Below are 19,186 nucleotides of genomic sequence, written 5' to 3' on the forward strand. Positions count from 1 at the left end.
CGGGGGCGTCAGCCATCGGCCTTACTCAGCTTCGGAATCGAGGTTGAGATTGACGGCGCGGGCCGGCACGACGGTGGAAATGGCATGCTTGTACACCATTTGGGTCACGGTATTGCGGAGCAGGACGACGTACTGGTCGAAGGACTCGATGTGGCCCTGCAGTTTGATCCCGTTGACGAGGTAGATCGAGACGGGTACATGCTCTTTGCGCAAGGCATTGAGGAATGGGTCTTGTAACAGTTGCCCTTTATTGCTCATAACAGCTCCGTAATGTTGTTGTAGTTTAAAAATTGGAGGCTAATGCCTCCTTTTCAAGTGCACGGGGCAAGATTCAGCTTTGCGAATGATGGCCTGCGGTTACTGTAACCTGTTTTAATGCTTTTTGTCGTACTGCTAGACTTAAGGATTTATTAAACAGGCCCATACGTAGCCGAATTCCCGTCCCCTTTATTTTTGTTCCTTGGCAAACGGGTTCTTTCCGCTGCGCAGTTCGATCCGCAGGGGCGTGCCGACCAGGCTGAACGTGTCGCGGAAGTGCTTTTCCAGGTAACGTTTATAGGGCTCGGTGACGCCTTCCAGGGCATTGCCGTGGATGACGATGACCGGCGGATTCTGGCCGCCCTGGTGGGCATAGCGCATCTTCGGACGGGTGCTGCCCTTGCGCTTCGGCTCCTGCTTCTCGATCGCTTCCTGCAGCGCGCGCGTCAGGCGCGGCGTCGACAGGTTGGCCGTGGCCGCCGCATAGGCCGCGTCGACCGCGGTCATCAGCTGCTTGATGCCGGTGCCCTTCAGCGCCGAGATGAACTTCAGTTCGGCGAAGCCGAGGAAGTCGAGCTTGCGGTCGATGTCCATCTTGACCTGGTCGCGCTGGTCGGAAGTGAGGCCGTCCCACTTGTTGACCGCCACCACCAGCGCCCTGCCCGACTCCAGGATGAAGCCGGCGATGTGGGCGTCCTGCTCCGAGATGTCCTGCTGGGCGTCGAGCATCAGCACGACCACGTTCGCTTCCGACACCGATTGCAGGGTCTTGACGACCGAAAACTTCTCGATCGCCTCGAACACCTTGCCGCGGCGGCGGATACCGGCCGTGTCGATCAGGGTGTAGTGCTTGCCGTCGCGCTCGAACGGGACCTCGATCGAGTCGCGGGTGGTGCCCGGCATGTCGAAGGCGATCACGCGCTGCTCGCCGACCAGGGTGTTGATCAGGGTCGACTTGCCGACGTTCGGACGGCCGACCAGGGCGATCTTCACGCCGCGGTCGGCCGGCTCGAGCTCCTCTTCGTCTTCCGGACGCTGGGCAAAAGCCAGGTCGAGCGCCTCGTTGACCAGGTCGTGCACGCCGTCGCCGTGGGCGGCCGAGATGACGTAGGGATCGCCCATGCCCAGCTCGTAGAACTCGGCGGTGACCGAGGTGTACTTCATGCCCTCGGACTTGTTAATGACGAGCATGACCTTGCGGCCGGACTTGCGCAGGAAGTCGGTAATGGTCTTGTCGTGCGGGGTCAGGCCCTGGCGGCCGTCGACGATGAAGACGACGATGTCGGCTTCCGCCACCGCCTGCTTCGTCTGCAGCGCCATCTCGTGCATGATCCCGTCCTTCGCGACCGGCTCGAAACCGCCGGTATCGATGACCAGGAACGGACGCTCGCCGATGCGCCCTTCGCCGTAGTGGCGGTCGCGCGTCAGGCCAGGGAGGTCGGCCACCAGCGCGTCGCGCGAACGGGTCAGGCGGTTGAATAGGGTCGACTTTCCGACGTTCGGGCGACCAACGAGTGCAATTACCGGCTTCATGTATTTATTCTATTCGACCGCGATGGCGGCCACAGTTCCATTTTGTGTTTGAAAAATCAGGTTCGATCCGGCCACCAGCGGCGTGCCGCTGATGGCGCTGCCGTCGAGCGACGCGCGCGCCAGGAAGACGCCGTCTTCGCGCGACAGGAAGTGGATGTAACCCTGGTAGTCGCCGACCGCGACCGCGCGGCCGTAGGACAGCGGGGTCGACAGGCCGCGGAAGGCCAGCTTGTCGTTCTTCCAGACGCTGGTGCCGGTGTCGCGGGCGAACGCGTGCAGCGCGCCCTTGTCGTCGGCGGCGAAAACGAAGCGCTGGTCGACGGCCACGCCCACTTCCGAGGACAGGTCGCGGTGCCAGCGCGGCGAGCCCGATGCCAGCTCGTAGCAGGCGACGCGTCCCTGGAAGGACACGGCGCAGACGTCGGATTCGAAGATCGCGGGCGCGCCGCCGATGTCGGTGACGCGTTCCAGTTCGGTGGCGCCGCGCGCCACGCCCACTTCGACTTCCCAGCGCGGCGCGCCGGTGGCGAGCAGGAAGGAGGTCAGCTTGCCGGCGGGCTGGGCGACGATCACGTCGCGGTCGTGCACCACCATGCCCGGCGCGCTGCGCAGGGTCAGCGGCGGCGACTGGCGCTGCACGGTCCACTTCTTCTCGCCGGTTTTGGCGTCGAAGCCGACGATGCGGTTGTCGATCGAGCGCGCCACGACGACGCCTTCGCCCACGGCCGGGCTGGACAGGATTTCGCTCGACAGCTGCGATTTCCACAGCGCCTTGCCATCCATGTCGAAGGCCATCAGGACGCCCTTGGCGCCGCCGACGACGATCACGTTGCCGTCGGTGCCGACGCCGGCGGTCAGGTTCGAACCGGCCTTGATGCGCCACATCGGACGGCCGTCGAGCGCTTCGACGCGGGCGATCTCGCCGTCGGCGCTGGCCACGACCAGGGTGTTGCCGGCCAGCGCAGGCGAGAACTGGTAGCCCCGGGCCTTGCCGATATCGAGCTTCCACGCGGTACGCACGGCCATGGTCGCCTTCAATTCTTCCAGCTTGGCCGGCTCGTTGGTCTTGTCCTTCGAGGAGAACGGGTTGAGCGAACTCAAGGTCGAGCAGCCCGTCATCAGGGCCAGGACACCGACACCAACCAGCTTACGGGTAATACGCATTTTCTTTAGCCTTGTTCTTAGTCTGTAGAGGACGCAAAGCCCGCGCCCGCCTCGGCGGCGGTGCGCGGGCTACTTTGAAAGCAAATTACGCAGCAGCCTTGGTCTCGGCCGGGGCGCTGCCGCCGATCGCTTCGAGCTTGATGCGCACCAGCTGGCTGCCCGGATGCTTCGGACCCATGGCGGCCAGCGCGGCCACGTAGGCGTTGCGGGCGTCGGCAATCTTGTTCTGCGCGACCAGCACGTCGCCCTTGCGGTCCTGCACTTCGGCGGCGAACTGCGGCAGGAACTTACCGTCCAGCAGCTTCATGGCGCCGTCATAGTTCTTCTCGTCCAGCAGCACGCCGGCCAGGCGCAGCTTGGCGACCGACTGGTATTCGTCGTCGCCGTTGTCGATCACGTACTGCAGCTGGGTCTTGGCGGTCTTCAGGTCGTTCGCCTCGAAGGCGGTCTTGGCCGCGCCCAGGGCGCTCATCTGGGCATAGGCGGTGCGCTTGAACTTGTCCTGGATGTCGGACGCGATGCGCTGGGCCTTGGCGTTGTCGTTCGCGGTCACGGCGTCGGTCAGTTCGTCGTACAGCGCCGACGCTTCCACCGACTGCTTGCGCACGTGCTGGTTCCAGAAGTTATAGGCGGCGAAGGAGCCGAGCGCAATGATCAGCACCCAGGTGATCAGGTTGCCGTACTTGGACCAGAAAGCCTTGAAGGAGGCAATCTGTTCTTGTTCTTCGAGGTCGTATGCCATGGTTCGTCTAATAGTTATCGATGGGTCGGGACTTCAGTGCTTCTGCTTCTTTTACGGATGGTAATGCACGTGGTCGTGGTCATGGTCGTGCGCGCCGATGATGGCGTCGACCACGTGGTCGACCACCGCGTCGAAGGGCACGCTGGCCTGCTGCTGCTCGCCGGACTGGCCCTCAACTGCGCGGAGCGACTTCACCGCCGCCACGCTGTTGGCGACCTCGTCGTCGCCGAGGATGACCGCGAACGCGGCGCCGCTGGCGTCGGCCTTCTTCATCTGGCTCTTGAAGCTGCCCGCGCCGCTCGGCGTTGCGCAATGTAGCACAACATCCAGGCCGGCATCGCGGAAACGCTCGGCCAGGATGAAAGCCTGCATCTGGGCTTCCTCGCCCTGGTGCACCATGTAGACGTCGCACTGGCTCGGTTGCGCCGGCTCGCCCAGGCCTTTCATCAGCTCGACGATGCGCTCGATGCCCATCGCGAAACCGACGCCCGGCGTGTTCTTGCCGCCGAAAGTCTCGATCAGCGGGTCGTAGCGGCCGCCGGCGCAGATCGTGCCCTGCGAGCCCAGCTCGTCGGTGACCCACTCGAACACGGTGCGGTTGTAGTAATCGAGGCCGCGCACCAGGCGCGGGTTGACGGTGTACTGGACGTTGTTACGGTCGAGCAGCTTCTTGAGGCCGTTGAAGTGGGCCAGCGATTCCTCGCCCAGATACGACAACAGCTGCGGCGCGCCGTTCACCATCTCCTGCATGGCCGGGTTCTTGGTGTCCAGGATGCGCAGCGGGTTGCTGTGCAGGCGGCGCTTGGCTTCGGCGTCGAGCACGTCCATGTGCTGCTCGAAGTAGGCGATCAGGTCGGCGCGGTGGCGGTTGCGCTCCTCGGCGTTGCCGATCGAGTTCAGTTCCAGGCGCACGTTCGAAAGGCCCAGGTCGTCCCACAGGCGGCGGCACAGCATGATCAGTTCGGCGTCGATGTCCGGACCGGCAAAGCCCACGGCTTCGGCGCCGAACTGGAAGAACTGGCGGTAACGGCCGCGCTGCGGACGCTCGTGGCGGAACATCGGGCCCTTGTACCACAGGCGCTTCGGGCCTTCGTAGACGAGGTTATGCTCGATCACCGCGCGCACCACGCCGGCCGTGCCTTCCGGGCGCAGGGTCAGCTGGTCGCCGTTCATCGAATCCTCGAAGGAATACATTTCCTTCTCGACGATGTCGGTCACGGCGCCGATCGCGCGCGCGAACAGGCGGGTTTCCTCGACGATGGGGGTGACGATCTTCTGGTAGCCGTAGCTTTTGAGGATCGTTTCGGCGGTGTTCTCGAACAGCTCCCACAGCGGCGCATCGGCCGGGAGGATGTCGTTCATGCCTTTTATGGCATTGATTTTTTCTGGCTTGGACATGTTTGCGTTCTTCGGTTCTGTAGGGTGGGTTCTTGAACCCACCGGTACGGCATTCGGTCAATCGGGCGTCGTTCCGCGCTACGGTACGCAACGGTACGAGCGGTGGGTTCGAGAACCCACCCTACGCCGCCTTACTGTAATTCTTCTTCACGTATTCCAGAACAATGCTCTGGAACTCCTCGACGATCCGCTCGCCGCGCAGCGTGGCGAACTTCTGCCCATCGACGAACACCGGCGCGGCCGGCGATTCGCCGGTGCCGGGCAGGCTGATGCCGATGTTGGCGTGCTTCGACTCGCCCGGACCGTTGACGATGCAGCCCATCACGGCCACGTTCATCGCTTCCACGCCCGGATACAGCTTCTTCCACTCCGGCATCTGCTCGCGCAGGAAGGTCTGGATATTGTCCGCCAGTTCCTGGAACACGGTCGAAGTGGTACGGCCGCAGCCCGGGCAGGCGATCACCATCGGGGTGAACTTGCGCAGGCCCATGGTCTGCAGGATTTCCTGCGACACCACGACCTCCTTGGTGCGGTCGCCGCCCGGTTCCGGCGTCAGCGAGACGCGGATGGTGTCGCCGATGCCTTCCTGCAGCAGCACCGACAAGGCCGCGGTGGAGGCGACGATGCCCTTGCTGCCCATGCCGGCCTCGGTCAGGCCCAGGTGCAGCGGATAGTCGCAGCGGCGCGCCAGTTCGCGGTAGACCGCGATCAGGTCCTGCACCGCCGACACCTTGCACGACAGGATGATCTTGTCCCTGGCCAGGCCGATCTCCTCGGCCTTGACCGCGTTCTCGATCGCCGAGGTGATCAGCGCCTCGTACATCACGGCCTGGGCGCTGTACGGATTCGCGCGCGCGGCGTTCTCGTCCATGATGCGCGCCAGCAGCGACTGGTCCAGGCTGCCCCAGTTGACGCCGATGCGCACCGGCTTGTCGTACTTCATCGCCACTTCGATCATCTGGGCGAACTGGGAGTCGCGCTTGGCGCCCTGCCCCACGTTGCCGGGATTGATGCGGTACTTCGACAGCGCCTGCGCGCACTCGGGAAAGTCGCGCAGCAGCAGGTGGCCGTTGTAATGGAAGTCGCCGACCAGCGGCACATCGATTTCCATGCGGTCGAGCTGCTCGCGGATGAGCGGCACGGCCGCCGCGGCTTCCGGGTTGTTGACGGTCAGGCGCACCATCTCGGAGCCGGCGCGGGCCAGCTCCTTGATCTGGATCGCGGTGCCGATCACGTCGGCGGTGTCGGTGTTGGTCATCGACTGCACGACGACCGGGGCGTCGCCGCCGATCCAGACCTTGCGCGCGCCGTGCTGGACCAGCACGCGGCGGCTGGCGCGGCGCGCCATCGGACCGAATGGAATGGGCAGGTTCGTTGAAGTCATTCTAGGCTTTCGATTCTTTGCAGGTGCGGCTGGTTTGATCGCTTGTCTGTTCGTTACTTGATCGTCACGCGCGAGATCGTCTTGCCCGGCAGTTGCGGCAGCTCGACGGCGGCGCCGCGCAGCGTGGCCGTGACGCCTTTCGGGTTGCCGACTACCAGGGTCGCCGTGCCCGGCACGTCGAAGGTCTCGGTGCTGCCGGCTTTGACCAGGCGCGAGATCAGGGCCTTGCCGCCCTGCGGACGCACTTCGATCCACGAATCCTCGCGCACGTTCAGCACCAGGGTGTTGGCGCCGGCCGGCGCGGCCGGGGTGGCGGTGACGACCGCGGCCGGCGCATTCGCGACGGGCGCGTTGGCGGCCGGGGTGGCGCCTGGCGCGGTGTTCGGCGCCGCGTTGGGCGCGACGGCGCCCGGCGTGACCGCCGGGCCCTGCCCGGCCGGCGCGGCCGGCGCGGCTGCACCGCCCGGCGCCGGCACCGAGATCAGCGGCACGGTCGGATTATGGGTGGTGGTGGCGCCGTCCGTCGCGCCGGCGCCGACGCTGTCGGCAGGCACGGTGGTGATGACGTCGTTGCCCTCCGGCGCGTCGCCGCCCGGCAGCGCGATCAGGCCGAAATGCCAGGCGGCGCCGGCTGCGGCGGCCACCACCACGGCGGCCGCGATCCAGCGCAGCGGCAGGCTTGACCGCTTGCCGTGGGTCGGGAAGCGCGAGTGCGAGAACGAGGTCGGGCGTTCGCGGCGCACGGCCGGGCCGCTTTCCACCGGGGCCGGCTCGTCCATCTTGATCATTGCCACCAGCGGGGCGGCGTCGAGCTTGAGGATCTTGGCGTAAGCGCGCACGAAGCCGCGCGTCACCGCGGGACTGGGCAGCGAGGCATAGTCGCCCGCCTCGATCGCCACCACCTGGCGCACCGCCAGCTTGAGCTGCTCGGCCACCTGCTCGACCGACCAGCCCAGCGCTTCGCGCTGGGCCGCCAGGGTCGCGCCGGGATGGCCGTGCTGGGGGTGGTTGTCGGGCGTGGCGCTTTGGTCTGCGCGCTCTGAAGTCATTGTCGTCTCACTCATCGAATGCCCCGCGCTCGTACGCCGCGAATTCGGGCGAGCCGGGGAAGCGCCGCCGCAGCTGCGCCAACAGGCTGGCCTCCATCGAGCGGTCGCCCAGCTTGCGCTGGACCCGGATGGCCAGCCACAAGGCGTCGGCGGACAGGGTGTCGAGCTTCGACACCTCCGTCAGGCGGTGTATGAAAAATCCGGCGCGCTGGTAGTCGCGCCGCTCGTAGTACACCCGTGCCAGGCCGGCGCTCGTGGCCGGCAGGTCGGGGTTGTAACGCAAAGCGTCGAGCAGATAGCGCTCGGCCGCGTCGAATTGGCGGATCTTCAGGCTGCACAGCCCGGCATTCGCCAGGGCGCTCACCGGCGTCCGGTAGGCCGGATTCTTCAGCGCCGACTCGAACTGGCGCAATGCCTCGCCTGGGCGATTCACGCTCTGGCACAGGAAGGACCCGTAGTTGTTGGCCAGCTCGGGATTGCGCGGCGCCAGGCGCAGCGCATGCTGGTAGTTCTCTTCGGCCAGCGGCAGCTGCCCCATCGCGGTATAGATCAGCGCGCGCACGCCGTAGGCGTCGGCGTAGCCGGGGTCGGCGGCGATGGCCTTCTTGATTTCGTCGAGGGCAATGTCGTACTTGCCCTGCTGGTAGTACTCGACCGCCAGTTGCAGGCGGATCGCGGCGCGCTTCTCGGCCGCGGTCTGGTCGGACACGGTCTTCAGCTCGGCCGGCGCGTTGCCGGGGCTGGCGCAGGCGGCCAGCACGGCCAGCGCAAGCGCGGCCGCAAGACGGTTTGCCAGTGTCCGACCCGCCGCGTTCAAGAAGGGATCTCCACGATGCGGCCGAAGTCGGCGCCGAACTTCTTCTGGTACTCGGCCATCTTTTCCATGCGCTCGGCGACACGGGTGCGGTCCTTGACCTCGCCCGCCAATTGGCCGCAGGCGGCGTCGATGTCGTCGCCGCGCGTCTTGCGCACGGTGGTCACGATGCCAGCGTTCATGAGCACTTCGGCGAAGGCCTTGATGCGCGGGTTCTTCGAACGGGTCAGGCCCGATTCCGGGAACGGGTTGAACGGGATCAGGTTGAACTTGCAGTTCACGCCGACGGTCGGGTCGTTCACCAGCGCGATCAGTTCGCGCGCGTGCTCGTCGCTGTCGTTGAAGCCGTCGAGCATGCAGTATTCGAAGGTGATGAAGTCGCGCGGCGCGAACTCGAGGTAGCGCTTGCAGGCGGCCATCAGCTCGCGCAGCGGATATTTTTTGTTCAACGGGACCAGGATGTCGCGCAGGGCGTCGTTCGACGCGTGCAGCGACACGGCCAGCGCCACCGGCACGTCCTGCGACAGCTTGTCGATGTTCGGCACCACGCCCGAGGTCGACAGGGTCACGCGGCGGCGCGACAGGCCGTAGGCGTTATCGTCGAGCATGAGCTTGAGCGCGGTGACGGTCGGCTCGTAGTTCAGCAGCGGCTCACCCATGCCCATCATGACCACGTTGGTGATCTGGCGTTCGCCCTTCGGGCCGGGCTCGATGCCCTTCGTGCGGCGCAGCTCGAACTCGGCCATCCACAGCTGGCCGATGATCTCGGCGACCGTCAGGTTGCGGTTGAAGCCCTGCTTGCCGGTCGAGCAGAAGCGGCAGTTGACGGCGCAGCCGGCCTGGGTCGAGATGCACAGCGTGCCGCGGTTTTCTTCCGGGATGAACACGGTTTCCACGGCGTTGCCGTTGCCGACGTCGACCAGCCACTTGCGGGTGCCGTCGCTGGAGGTATGGTCGCTGATGATGCCCGGCGCGCGGATCTCGGCGCGGGTTTTCAGTTTTTCGCGCAGCGACTTGGCGAGATCCGTCATGTCGTCGAAGTCCGACGCACCGAACTGGTGGATCCAGCGTTGCAGTTGCTTGGCGCGGAACGGTTTCTCACCCAATTCGGCGCAGTAAGCGACAAGTTGCGCGGGATCAAAGTCCAGCAGGTTGGTGAGAGTCGTCATGGCAATATTCCTATGTATTACAGAGCCCGCTTGCCTGCGACCATCGGCCGAAGTCAAGCGGTTTACTCATTTGAATTAGTCCGGGGAAAGTCGACCGGGGCGCGCCCGGACTGCGCTCCCCCTGACCAATTAACGCGAGTAGACGTTCAGTGCCGGGAAGAAGTAAGCGATTTCCACGGCGGCGGTTTCGGCGGCGTCCGAACCGTGCACGGCGTTGGCGTCGATCGAATCGGCGAAATCGGCGCGGATGGTGCCGGCGTCAGCTTTCTTCGGATCGGTTGCACCCATCAGGTCGCGGTTCTTCAGGATGGCGCCTTCGCCTTCGAGCACCTGGATCATGACCGGGCCCGAGATCATGAAGTTGACCAGGTCCTTGAAGAAAGGACGGGCAGCGTGCACGGCGTAGAAGCCTTCGGCTTCAGCTTGCGACAGCTGGGTCATGCGAGCGGCAACGATCTTCAGGCCAGCGCCTTCGAAGCGGCTGTAGATTTGGCCGATCACGTTTTTTGCAACTGCATCTGGTTTGATGATCGACAGGGTGCGTTCGATTGCCATGTAAAACTCCAATAAAAAGAAAGGTTTAAATCGAGAAGTTGAGAACTCAATCAACCCTCGATTTTACCATACCTCGCCCCATATAGCCGATATTGCGACCGCAAGCCGCAAAGTGTTACAGTGGCGCCCGAAATCCGCCTTGTCAATGCAGCATCGATTCGCAAGCAGGGCGACAGACATTGACTCTAGGCATGAAATTGCGGCGTCATCTTGCGGGTCCTGACTTATGCTTGGCTTAAGACTGGAACTTGCGGTACGTACGCCATGCTATGCTTGAGTGGAATATTAATCATCCAACCGGAGGCAACATGAACCCCATCCTGCAAAAGCAACCCGCTTACGACGTGGCCGTAGGCCAGGTCGCGCGCAATAAGGTCCTGCGCAACACCTTCTGGCTGCTTGCGCTGTCCATGGTCCCGACCGTGCTGGGCGCCTTCATCGGCGTGTCGATGCAGCTGCCGATGCTCAGCGGCGGCATGGGCTTCGTCATCTTCCTGGCGGTTGCCTTCGGCTTCATGTTCGCCATCGAGAAGACCAAGCACTCCGCCGTCGGCGTGGCCGTGCTGCTGGGCTTCACCTTCTTCATGGGCCTGATGCTCACCCCGCTGCTGCGCCACACCCTGGGCTACAGCAACGGCGGCCAGCTGATCATGACCGCCTTCGGCGGCACCGCCGTCGTGCTGGCCGTGATGGCAAGCATCGCCACCACCAGCAAGCGCGACTTCTCGGCCATGGGCAGCTGGCTGTTCGCCGGCGTGATCGTGCTGCTGCTGGCCGGCGTGGCCAACATCTTCCTGCAGATCCCGGCGCTGACCATCGTGTTCTCGGTCCTGGCGATCGGTATCTTCTCGGCCTTCATCCTGTACGACGTGCAGCGCATCGTGAACGGCGGCGAAACCAACTACGTCAGCGCCGCCCTCGCGATCTACCTCGACGTCTACAACATCTTCAGCAACCTGCTGGCCCTGCTGGGCTTCGCCGGCGGCGACCGCGACTAAGCGCAACAGCATCACGAAAGCCGACCTGCGGGTCGGCTTTTTTATGCCTGGCGGATAAAAATACTTCCGCATGGTTATGCGCAGCAGATTCAACGTATCATCGGGTTTTCTTCTCGCGTAACAATGCATGCAAGCAGCACCTCGCCCCTTCGACCTGCTCGCCAGCGCTAGCGCCATTCGCGTCGGTTACGCCTCGCGCGACTGGTCGCGCAGCTCCGCCGGCCACCCCGACACCTGGGGTCCGGTGCTGCGCAGCTCGGTCGGCATGATCCTCGACTCGCGCTTCCCGATGTTCATCGCCTGGGGACCGGAACTGGCGCTGCTCTACAACCACGCCTACGTCGAACTGCTCGAAGCGAAGCACCCGGCGGCACTGGGCAGTCCGCTGCGCGCCGTGTGGCCCCAGCTGTGGGACGGCGTGCAGCCGCTGGTCGAGCAGGCCCTGGCCGGCCAGCCGACCTATGGCGAAGACGTGCCGCGCATGATCGTCCGCAACGGCCAACCCTTCGAAGGACGCTTCACCCTGGCCTACTCTCCCCTGCGCGACGAAAGCGGCGCGGTGGCGGGCGCGCTATGCGTGATCAACGAAACCACCGATCGGGTCGCCCTCGAAAAGCGCCAGGCGCTGCAACTGCAGCTGGTCGACCGCCTCAGCGGCCTGGCCGACCCGGAGCAGATCCTGGCCACGGCGAACGACATGCTGGGCCAGTTCCTGGACGTTTCGCATGTTTTCCACGGGGTGATCGACGACGCCAGCGGCCATTTCCGCATCCGTGCCGGCTGGTCCCGCGAGGGCGGGGGCGAACTGGCCGGCACCGAAGGCTGCCTGGACGATTTCGGTCCGGAGGTGGTGCGCGACCTGCGCGCCGGGCTGCCGCTGGTGGTCGAGGACGTCGTCGTCGACCCGCGCACGGCGCCGCATGCGCAGGCCTACCTCGACCTGGGCATCCGCGCGCTGATGGCGCAGCCGCTGGCGCGCGAGGGCCGCCTGCTGGCCAGCGTCAACGTCCACGACGACAAGCCGCGCCGCTGGAGCGGCGAGCAGCGCAAGCTGGCCGCCGACATCGCCGAACGGGCCTGGGCCGCGCTCGACCGCGCGCAGGCCGAAACAGCCCTGCGCGAGGGGGCCGGGCGCCAGGCCGCGCTGCTGGCGATCCTCGAATTCCAGCTCGACCTGGCGGACCAGCTGCGCCGGCTCGACCAGGCCGGGCAAATCATGGGGCGCACCAGCGCCCTGCTCGGCCGCTTCCTCGGCGCGCGCCGGGTCGTGTACGGCGACTACGACGCCGAGCAGCGCAGCATCACCTTCCACTCGAACTACGTCGACGGCCTGGCGCCGCTGGAGGGAAGCTTCCCGACCGACGCTTTCGGACGCGAGAACCTGCTCAGCCTGGGGACGGGCGCGACCTGGGTGGCGGACGACCTGGCCCTCGATCCGCGCACCGGCGGCGCCGACACCTGGCCGCTGTTCGAGGCGCTGGGCATCCGCTCCGGCGTGGCGGCGCCGCTGAACCGGCGCGGCGCCCTGACCTCTTCCCTGTTCGTGCACCACGACCAGCCCCGGCACTGGAGCGTGGACGAGGTGCGCGTGATCGCCGACGCCGCCGAGCGCGCCTGGAGCGCGATCGAGCGGGTGCGCGCCGAGGAGGCGTTGCGCGCGGCCGACCGCCGCAAGGACGAGTTCCTGGCGATGCTCGCGCACGAGCTGCGCAATCCGCTGGCGCCGATCGCCGCCGCCGCCCAGCTGCTCAACATGGGCCAGGTCGACGCCGCGCGCATCGCCCGCACCAGCGGCATCATCGCGCGCCAGGTGGCGCACATGACGGGCCTGATCGACGACCTGCTCGACGTCTCACGCGTCACGCGCGGCCTGGCCGTGCTGCAGAACGCGCCGGTCGACCTCAAGCGCGTGGTGGCCGATGCCGCCGAACAGGTGCGCCCGCTGGTCGAGGCGCGCCGCCACGCGCTCGCGCTGCACCTGGCGGCCGAGCCGGCATTCGTCGAGGGCGACCACAAGCGCCTGGTGCAGGTGCTGGCCAACCTGCTGAACAACGCCGCCAAGTACACGCCGGAAGGCGGCCGCCTCAACCTGGCGATGACGGTCACGCCCGAGCAGGTCGCGATCGTCGTCGGCGACAACGGCATCGGCATCGATCCCGGGCTGCTGTCGACGGTGTTCGAGCTGTTCGCGCAGGCCGAGCGCACGCCGGACCGCGCCCAGGGCGGGCTCGGCCTGGGGCTGGCGCTGGTCAAGAGCCTGGTCGAACTGCACGGCGGCAGCGTGGCCGCCGACAGCGGCGGGGACGAGACCGGCAGCCGCTTCACGGTGCGCCTGCCGCGCCGGGCCGCGCCCGTGGCGGCGAGCGGCGACACCCCGGCCGTGCTTGCGCCCGCGCCGGCGGCCGGCCTCGATGTGCTGGTAGTGGACGACAACGTCGATGCGGCGGCGACGATCGCGATGCTGCTCGAGTCGAGCGGCTACCGCGTCACCGTGCTGCACGACCCGAAGCGCGCGCTGCTGGCCGCGCAGTCGGGCCGCTTCGACGCCTGCGTGCTCGACATCGGCCTGCCGGGCATGGATGGACATGAACTGGCGCGCCGCCTGCGCGCCTTGCCGGGAACCGCGAACGCCCTGATGCTGGCGCTGACCGGCTACGGGCAGCGCGAGACGGCGCCGCATGCCAACCCGGCCTTCGACCACTTCATGGTCAAGCCGGCCGACCCGGCCCGGCTGTTTGCGCTGCTGGCGCAGGGCGCCGGTCCGGACCGGGCCGGCGCTTAAGCGGCGTCGGCGTCGGCGTCCGGCAGCTCGAACACGCCGATCGATTCGACGTGCGAGGTGTGCGGGAACATGTTGACCACGCCCGCCTTCTTCATCGCGTAGCCGGCGCGGTGCACCAGGATGCCGGCGTCGCGCGCCAGGGTCGAGGGGCTGCACGAGACGTAGACGATGCGCTTCGGCAGCAAGGCCGCCTGCCCGCTTTCGCGCAGCTCGGCCAGCGCCAGCGCCAGGGCGATCGCGCCGTCGCGCGGCGGATCGACCAGCATGCGGTCGAAGCGGCCCAGCGCCACCAGGTCGGCCGCCGTCACCTCGAACAGGTTGCGCGTGTAGAAAGTGGTCTTTTCCGCCAGGCCGTTGGCCTTCGCGTTTTCCAGCGCGCGCGTGGTCAGCGTGGTGCTGCCCTCGATGCCCACGACTTCGCGCGCCTGGGTCGCCAGCGGCAGCGTGAAGTTGCCCAGGCCGCAGAACAGGTCGGCCACGCGCTCGTCCTTTTGCACGTCCAGCAAGCGCAGGGCCTTGTGCACCAGCACCCGGTTGATCTGGTGGTTCACCTGGGTGAAGTCGGTCGGCTTGAACGGCATGCGCACGCCGAACTCGGGCAGCGTGTAGTACAGCTCCTTGTCCAGCGGATAGAACGGGTAGACGGTGTCCGGCCCCTTCGGCTGCAGCCACCACTGGATGCCCCATGCGTCGGCGAAGGCCTTGACCAGTTCCTCGTCCTTGGCGGTCAGCGGCGCCATGATGCGCAGCACGAGCGCCGTGGTTTCCTCGCCGACCGCCACTTCGATCTGCGGCATCTGGTTGTAGATCGACAGCGCGCCGACCAGTTCGCGCAGCGGCATCAGCATGCCGCCCAGGTGGGGCGGCAGGATGTGGCAATAGCGGATGTCGGCCACGTAGGACGAGGCGCGCTCGTGGAAGCCGACCAGCACCGTGCCCTTCTTCTCGACGTGACGCACCGACAGGCGCGCGCGGAAGCGGTAGCCCCAGGTCGGGCCCTGCAGCGGCCGCATGATGTTGTCGGCCTTGACCTTCGACAGGTGCCAGAGGTTGTCTTCCAGCGTGCGCTGCTTGATCGCCACCTGCGCGGTCGGCTCCAGGTGCTGCATCGAGCAGCCGCCGCAATAGCCGAAATGCTCGCAGCGGGCCTCGACCCGCATCGAGGAGGCGCGCTGCAGGGTGACCATGCGGCCCGACTCCCAGTTCTTCTTCTTGCGCTTGACCTCGTAGCTGACGCGCTCGCCCGGCAGTGCGTCCTCGACGAAGATCACCTTGCCCGGGGTGCCGTCCTCGTTCTCGAGGTGGCCGACGCCGCGCGCATCCGCGTCCAGCGACTTAATTTCGATAAAAGTTTCTTGCATTGGATATGACGTGGACCGGGCCCACGCGGACGTATGAATGGGGGACGTAGGGTGGACGGCTACGCCGTCCACGCGTTCAACCTGCGCTGGCGGACCGGTTCTGCAAAACGGCAAAACCGAGCCGGCCGGTGGCGCACCACTTACGTGGCGCGAAAGCAAGTCGGAAATCGCGGCATCATAACAAGGAATCGCGCACGACGCCACGGGCGGCCATCGCCCGCTTGAGCTTGACGAGGGCCTCTTGCTGGATCTGGCGCACACGCTCGCGCGTCACGCCCATCTCCTCGGCCAGGGTCTCGAGCGTGGCCGGGTCGTCGTTGTCGAGGCCGAAGCGGCGCATCACGACCACCCGCTGCTTCTCGGGCAGGCGGGTCAGCCAGTCGCGCACCAGCAGGGTCATCTCGTGCTGCTCGGCGCGCGCGTCGGGGCTGTCGTCGGCCTCGCCGGGCAACATGTCCATCAGGCTCGAGCCGGGATCGTTGTCGAGCGGCGCGTCGAGCGAGGCGGCGTGCTCGGACAGCGCCAGGATGTCCTGCACTTCCTCGACCGGACGCCCGACCAGGCTGGCGATGTCCTCGGCGCTGGCATCCTTGCCGTCGTGGTGCTGGGCCTCGAGGTGGTACTTGGCGCGCAGCACGGCGTTCAGTTCGCGCACCATGTGCACCGGCAGGCGCACGGTGCGCGCCTGGTTCATGATGGCGCGCTCGATGCTCTGGCGGATCCACCATGTGGCGTAGGTGGAAAAGCGGAAACCTCGCTCGGGCTCGAACTTGTCGATGGCGCGCATCAGGCCGATGTTGCCCTCTTCGATCAGGTCGAGCAGCACCACGCCGCGGTTGATGTAGTGCTTGGCGATCGAGACCACGAGGCGCAGGTTATGCTCGATCATCTTCTGGCGCGCATCGAAGTCGCCGGCCTTGGCCAAGGTCGCGTAATGCGTCTCCTGCTGGGCCGAGAGCAAGGGCCGGGTGCCGATCTGGTTCAGGTAGTGCTGGGTGGTGTCGGTGGACAGCTCGGCGGCCAGCACGGTCTTGAGTTCGTCGACGCTGTCGACGCCGGCGCCGGGAAGCACCTCCGCGCTGTCGGCCGCCTCGTCGCCGGAGGCGCCCTCGCCGGGCGCAGCGTCGCAAGACGCGCCGTCGCTCTCCAGCTCGTCAGGCAGATCGTCCGAAGCGTCGTGGTCCTGGGAGTGCGGCGGCAGCGTCATTGGCCCTCTCTAGCGGCTGGGCAGGAACCTCGCCGGATCGACTGGCTTGCCCTGCTGGCGAATCTCGAAGTGCAGCTTCACCGTATCGGCGTCGGAATCGCCCATCTCGGCGATCACCTGGCCCTTGGTCACGTTGTCGCCTTCCTTCACGACAATGGCGCGGTTATGGGCATAGGCCGACAGCAAGCTGTTGCTGTGTTTGACGATGACGAGGTTACCATAACCCCGGATGCCACTGCCAGCATACATTACCTTGCCGGCGCCGGCGGCCATCACCTGCTGGCCCGGACGGCCGGCGATGTCGATCCCCTTGTTCTTGCCTTCGTCGAAGGTGGCGATGATACGCCCGTCCGACGGCCACATCCAGCTCAGCTTCTCGTCGTCGGTGGCGGTCACGGTGGCGCCCACGCGGGTACCGGCGGGCACCGCCGCCGTGTTGGCGACAACGGTCTCGGCCTTCTCGCCGCGCTGGCTTTCCGCGACGTTTTCCTCGCTGTACGGCTTCTTGTCGGCGCGCGGCGCGGTCTTGCGCGGCGCTTGCGGCGGCGCCGGCACCGGCTGGGTGACGACGTTGTTGCCGGCGGCGACCTTCTCGCCCGGCGGATCGACGCGCAGCACCTGGCCGACCTTGATGTCGTCCGGATCGGACAGGTTGTTCCAGGCCACCAGGTCGCGGTAGCTCTGGCCATGGTCGAGCGCGATGCGCAGCAGAGTGTCGCCGCGGCGCACGGTATAGGTGCCGCGGGCGTCCGGGCGCGGCGCTTCGACGCGCGCCGGCGCCGGACGGGTCGCGGTGGACGACGAAATCGGGCGCTCGACGACAGGCGCCTTGCGGGTGGCGGTGTTGCAGCCCGCGAGCAGGCCAAGCAGAAGGGTGAGCAGGACTAGACGGGGTGGTTGTTTCATTCTCTCTTTTAATACCTATTACATGCGGGCAGCGCTTAGACGGTGCCGGGGCGCAAGGGGACGAAATGGCAGGCTTCCAGCGTCTCGCTGGTCCATTCGGACTTGCCGATGCGGGTAATCCGCTGCAAATGCTGCACCTGGCCCCCTACCGGGGCCACCAGGCGCGCGCCGATGGCAAGCTGCTCGAGCAGTGCGCGGGGCACTTCCAGGCCGGCCGCCGCCAGGATGATCCCGTCGAAGGGCGCGACCTGCGCGAGCCCGAGCATACCATCTCCGTAGTGCAAGCGCAGATTGGAAATACGCAAGGGCCGCAGGTTGGCCTTGGCCAGCTCGTGCAGCGGCTTGATGCGTTCGATGGAGTAGACCTCGTTCGCGACGCGCGCCAGCACGGCCGCCTGGTAGCCGCAACCGGTGCCGATCTCCAGCACGCGGCCGGGCATGGCGCCGCTGGAAAACTTGCCGTCGCGCATTGCCTCAATCATACGCGCAACAATGTAAGGCTGGGAAATAGTTTGATTGTGCCCGATTGGCAGCGAGGCGTCGATATATGCCTGGCTCGACAGTGCAGGTTCGATGAACAGGTGGCGCGGCACGGCTTCGAGCGCCGCCAGCACGGCCGCATCCTTGACGCCCTGCCCTGCCACCCGCGCCACCATCGCGCGCCGGATCGCCTCGGTCGCCATCAGGTCCGAGCGCTGGGCGGTCGGCGCCGTCTGCGTGGGCGGCGCGTAGCCCGGCGGCTTCGGCCCCGGCTGCGGCGGCTTGGGTGGCTGGGCATGGGCGCCGACCGCGCGCGCCGCGTTCTGGGTGGCGGTCTGCGGCGTCGCCACCGGCGCCGGCGCGCCCGGCTTGCGCGCGCCCCCGGTCACCGAGGACAGCGGCAAGGGAAAGCGTTTCCCCTCGGGGTTGCCGCCGCGGTCCGTCATGTCAGCCCCTGGGCCAGCAGCTCGAGCTGCGGCCTGTGCGTCAGGTCGATCTGCAGCGGCGTGATCGAGATCCGCCCCTGCTCGGTCGCGTGGAAGTCGGTCCCTTCCCCGGCGTCGCGGCAGGCGCCGGGAGCGCCGATCCAGAAGATTTCGCGCCCGCGCGGGTCCTGCGAGCGGATCACCGGCTCGGCCTGGTGGCGCCGCCCGAGCCGGGTCGGCGTGAGCGGCCCGAGTTCCTCATACGGCAGATTCGGGATGTTGACGTTCAACAGGAAGGGCGCAGGCAACATCTCGAACCGGCGCAGGACGATGTCGCGCGCCGCCCTGGCCGCGGCGTCGATGTGGGCCCAACCAGAGTGCACCTGGGAAAACGCGATGGCCGGAATGCCGAACAGGAAAGCTTCCGTGGCGGCGGCGACGGTGCCCGAATACAAGGTGTCGTCGCCCATGTTCTGGCCGTTGTTGATGCCCGAGACGACCAGGTCGGGCGGCGCTTCCTGCATGCCGGTCAGGGCAATATGGACGCAATCGGTCGGCGTTCCATTGACAAAATAGAAACCGTTGGCGGCCTTGGTGACCGACAGCGGACGGTCGAGCGAAAGCGAGTTGGACGCGCCGGAACGGTTGCTGTCCGGCGCGACAACGATGATCTCGGCCACCGCCGCAAGGGCGTCGGCCAGGGCGTTAATACCAGGGGCGAGGTAGCCGTCGTCGTTACTGATAAGAATTCGCATCACGCGATTTTACCTGAAGCAACGGCCGCGTCACGCGCCGGTGGTACATAATTTCTGCCCTGCGGGGGAGAGCGCCGTTGCCCGCATGCAACGCTGCCGGGCAACCCGCCAAGCCCGGCAAGGGCGCCGAGAACGTGTTCCAGCCGGGCATGCATGCTTCCCAACGCGCCCGGCAAGCGGATGTTGCGCCGCGCCTTGCGCGGTTG

17 protein-coding genes are annotated in these 19,186 nt (G+C 66.5%); 2 read left to right on the top strand and 15 right to left on the bottom strand.

What is annotated here, in order from left to right:
* Positions 1-21 precede the first annotated feature (21 nt).
* The 10 genes from hfq to ndk all read right to left on the bottom strand — a co-directional run bounded on the left by hfq (position 22) and on the right by ndk (position 10,066).
* Positions 22-258 (bottom strand): RNA chaperone Hfq, encoded by a 237-nt coding sequence (gene hfq / locus RT688_RS02325; protein ID WP_026354376.1) that lies wholly within the window; start codon positions 256-258, stop codon positions 22-24.
* 189 nt (positions 259-447) lie between these two features.
* Positions 448-1,791 (bottom strand): ribosome biogenesis GTPase Der, encoded by a 1,344-nt coding sequence (der, locus tag RT688_RS02330; RefSeq protein WP_313703235.1) that lies wholly within the window; start codon positions 1,789-1,791, stop codon positions 448-450.
* A 9-nt stretch (positions 1,792-1,800) separates the two neighbouring features.
* On the bottom strand, positions 1,801-2,955 hold the full coding sequence (bamB, locus tag RT688_RS02335; RefSeq protein ID WP_313703236.1) for an outer membrane protein assembly factor BamB: 1,155 nt from the start codon (positions 2,953-2,955) through the stop codon (positions 1,801-1,803).
* An 85-nt stretch (positions 2,956-3,040) separates the two neighbouring features.
* A complete protein-coding gene (locus RT688_RS02340; RefSeq protein ID WP_313703237.1) occupies positions 3,041-3,697 on the bottom strand; it encodes a tetratricopeptide repeat protein in 657 nt (218 codons plus the stop codon).
* A 51-nt stretch (positions 3,698-3,748) separates the two neighbouring features.
* Complete coding sequence (hisS, locus tag RT688_RS02345; RefSeq protein WP_313703238.1) at positions 3,749-5,059, bottom strand: histidine--tRNA ligase; 1,311 nt, start codon at positions 5,057-5,059, stop codon at positions 3,749-3,751.
* Between the two features lie 157 nt (positions 5,060-5,216).
* On the bottom strand, positions 5,217-6,479 hold the full coding sequence (gene ispG / locus RT688_RS02350) for a flavodoxin-dependent (E)-4-hydroxy-3-methylbut-2-enyl-diphosphate synthase (protein ID WP_313703239.1): 1,263 nt from the start codon (positions 6,477-6,479) through the stop codon (positions 5,217-5,219).
* Between the two features lie 53 nt (positions 6,480-6,532).
* Positions 6,533-7,528, bottom strand: coding sequence for a RodZ domain-containing protein (locus tag RT688_RS02355; protein ID WP_313703240.1), 996 nt, complete (start codon positions 7,526-7,528; stop codon positions 6,533-6,535).
* Between the two features lie 7 nt (positions 7,529-7,535).
* On the bottom strand, positions 7,536-8,345 hold the full coding sequence (pilW, locus tag RT688_RS02360) for a type IV pilus biogenesis/stability protein PilW (protein WP_313703241.1): 810 nt from the start codon (positions 8,343-8,345) through the stop codon (positions 7,536-7,538).
* A complete protein-coding gene (rlmN, locus tag RT688_RS02365; RefSeq protein ID WP_313703242.1) occupies positions 8,342-9,511 on the bottom strand; it encodes a 23S rRNA (adenine(2503)-C(2))-methyltransferase RlmN in 1,170 nt (389 codons plus the stop codon). Before rlmN ends, pilW begins: the two co-directional genes overlap by 4 nt.
* A gap of 129 nt (positions 9,512-9,640) precedes the next feature.
* Positions 9,641-10,066, bottom strand: coding sequence for a nucleoside-diphosphate kinase (gene ndk, locus RT688_RS02370; RefSeq protein WP_224942622.1), 426 nt, complete (start codon positions 10,064-10,066; stop codon positions 9,641-9,643).
* A 308-nt stretch (positions 10,067-10,374) separates the two neighbouring features.
* On the opposite strand from ndk, the gene RT688_RS02375 reads away from it, so the two are divergent.
* Together RT688_RS02375 and RT688_RS02380 are read left to right on the top strand one after the other, a co-directional pair.
* The gene (locus RT688_RS02375) at positions 10,375-11,064 is read left to right on the top strand and encodes a Bax inhibitor-1/YccA family protein (RefSeq protein ID WP_313703243.1); all 690 of its coding nucleotides are present in this window, start codon (positions 10,375-10,377) and stop codon (positions 11,062-11,064) included.
* A gap of 127 nt (positions 11,065-11,191) precedes the next feature.
* Positions 11,192-13,846: an ATP-binding protein gene (locus RT688_RS02380; RefSeq protein WP_313703244.1), complete on the top strand. Its 2,655-nt coding sequence runs from the start codon at positions 11,192-11,194 to the stop codon at positions 13,844-13,846.
* Here the strand turns inward: RT688_RS02380 and rlmD are convergent.
* The 5 genes from rlmD to surE all read right to left on the bottom strand — a co-directional run bounded on the left by rlmD (position 13,843) and on the right by surE (position 18,980).
* Positions 13,843-15,207, bottom strand: a complete 1,365-nt coding sequence (gene rlmD / locus RT688_RS02385) for a 23S rRNA (uracil(1939)-C(5))-methyltransferase RlmD (RefSeq protein WP_313703245.1) — start codon at positions 15,205-15,207, stop codon at positions 13,843-13,845. The genes RT688_RS02380 and rlmD overlap by 4 nt on opposite strands.
* Before the next feature lie 175 nt (positions 15,208-15,382).
* On the bottom strand, positions 15,383-16,414 hold the full coding sequence (gene rpoS / locus RT688_RS02390) for an RNA polymerase sigma factor RpoS (protein ID WP_313703246.1): 1,032 nt from the start codon (positions 16,412-16,414) through the stop codon (positions 15,383-15,385).
* A 9-nt stretch (positions 16,415-16,423) separates the two neighbouring features.
* Entirely contained in the window at positions 16,424-17,320 is an 897-nt protein-coding gene (locus RT688_RS02395) for a peptidoglycan DD-metalloendopeptidase family protein (RefSeq protein WP_313703247.1), read from the bottom strand.
* A gap of 35 nt (positions 17,321-17,355) precedes the next feature.
* On the bottom strand, positions 17,356-18,246 hold the full coding sequence (locus RT688_RS02400; protein ID WP_313703248.1) for a protein-L-isoaspartate(D-aspartate) O-methyltransferase: 891 nt from the start codon (positions 18,244-18,246) through the stop codon (positions 17,356-17,358).
* The gene (gene surE, locus RT688_RS02405; RefSeq protein WP_313703356.1) at positions 18,243-18,980 is read right to left on the bottom strand and encodes a 5'/3'-nucleotidase SurE; all 738 of its coding nucleotides are present in this window, start codon (positions 18,978-18,980) and stop codon (positions 18,243-18,245) included. Before surE ends, RT688_RS02400 begins: the two co-directional genes overlap by 4 nt.
* Positions 18,981-19,186 lie beyond the last annotated feature (206 nt).

Origin of the sequence: Massilia sp. (assembly GCF_032106685.1) — a bacterium.
Classification (GTDB): Bacteria; Pseudomonadota; Gammaproteobacteria; order Burkholderiales; family Burkholderiaceae_D; genus Telluria.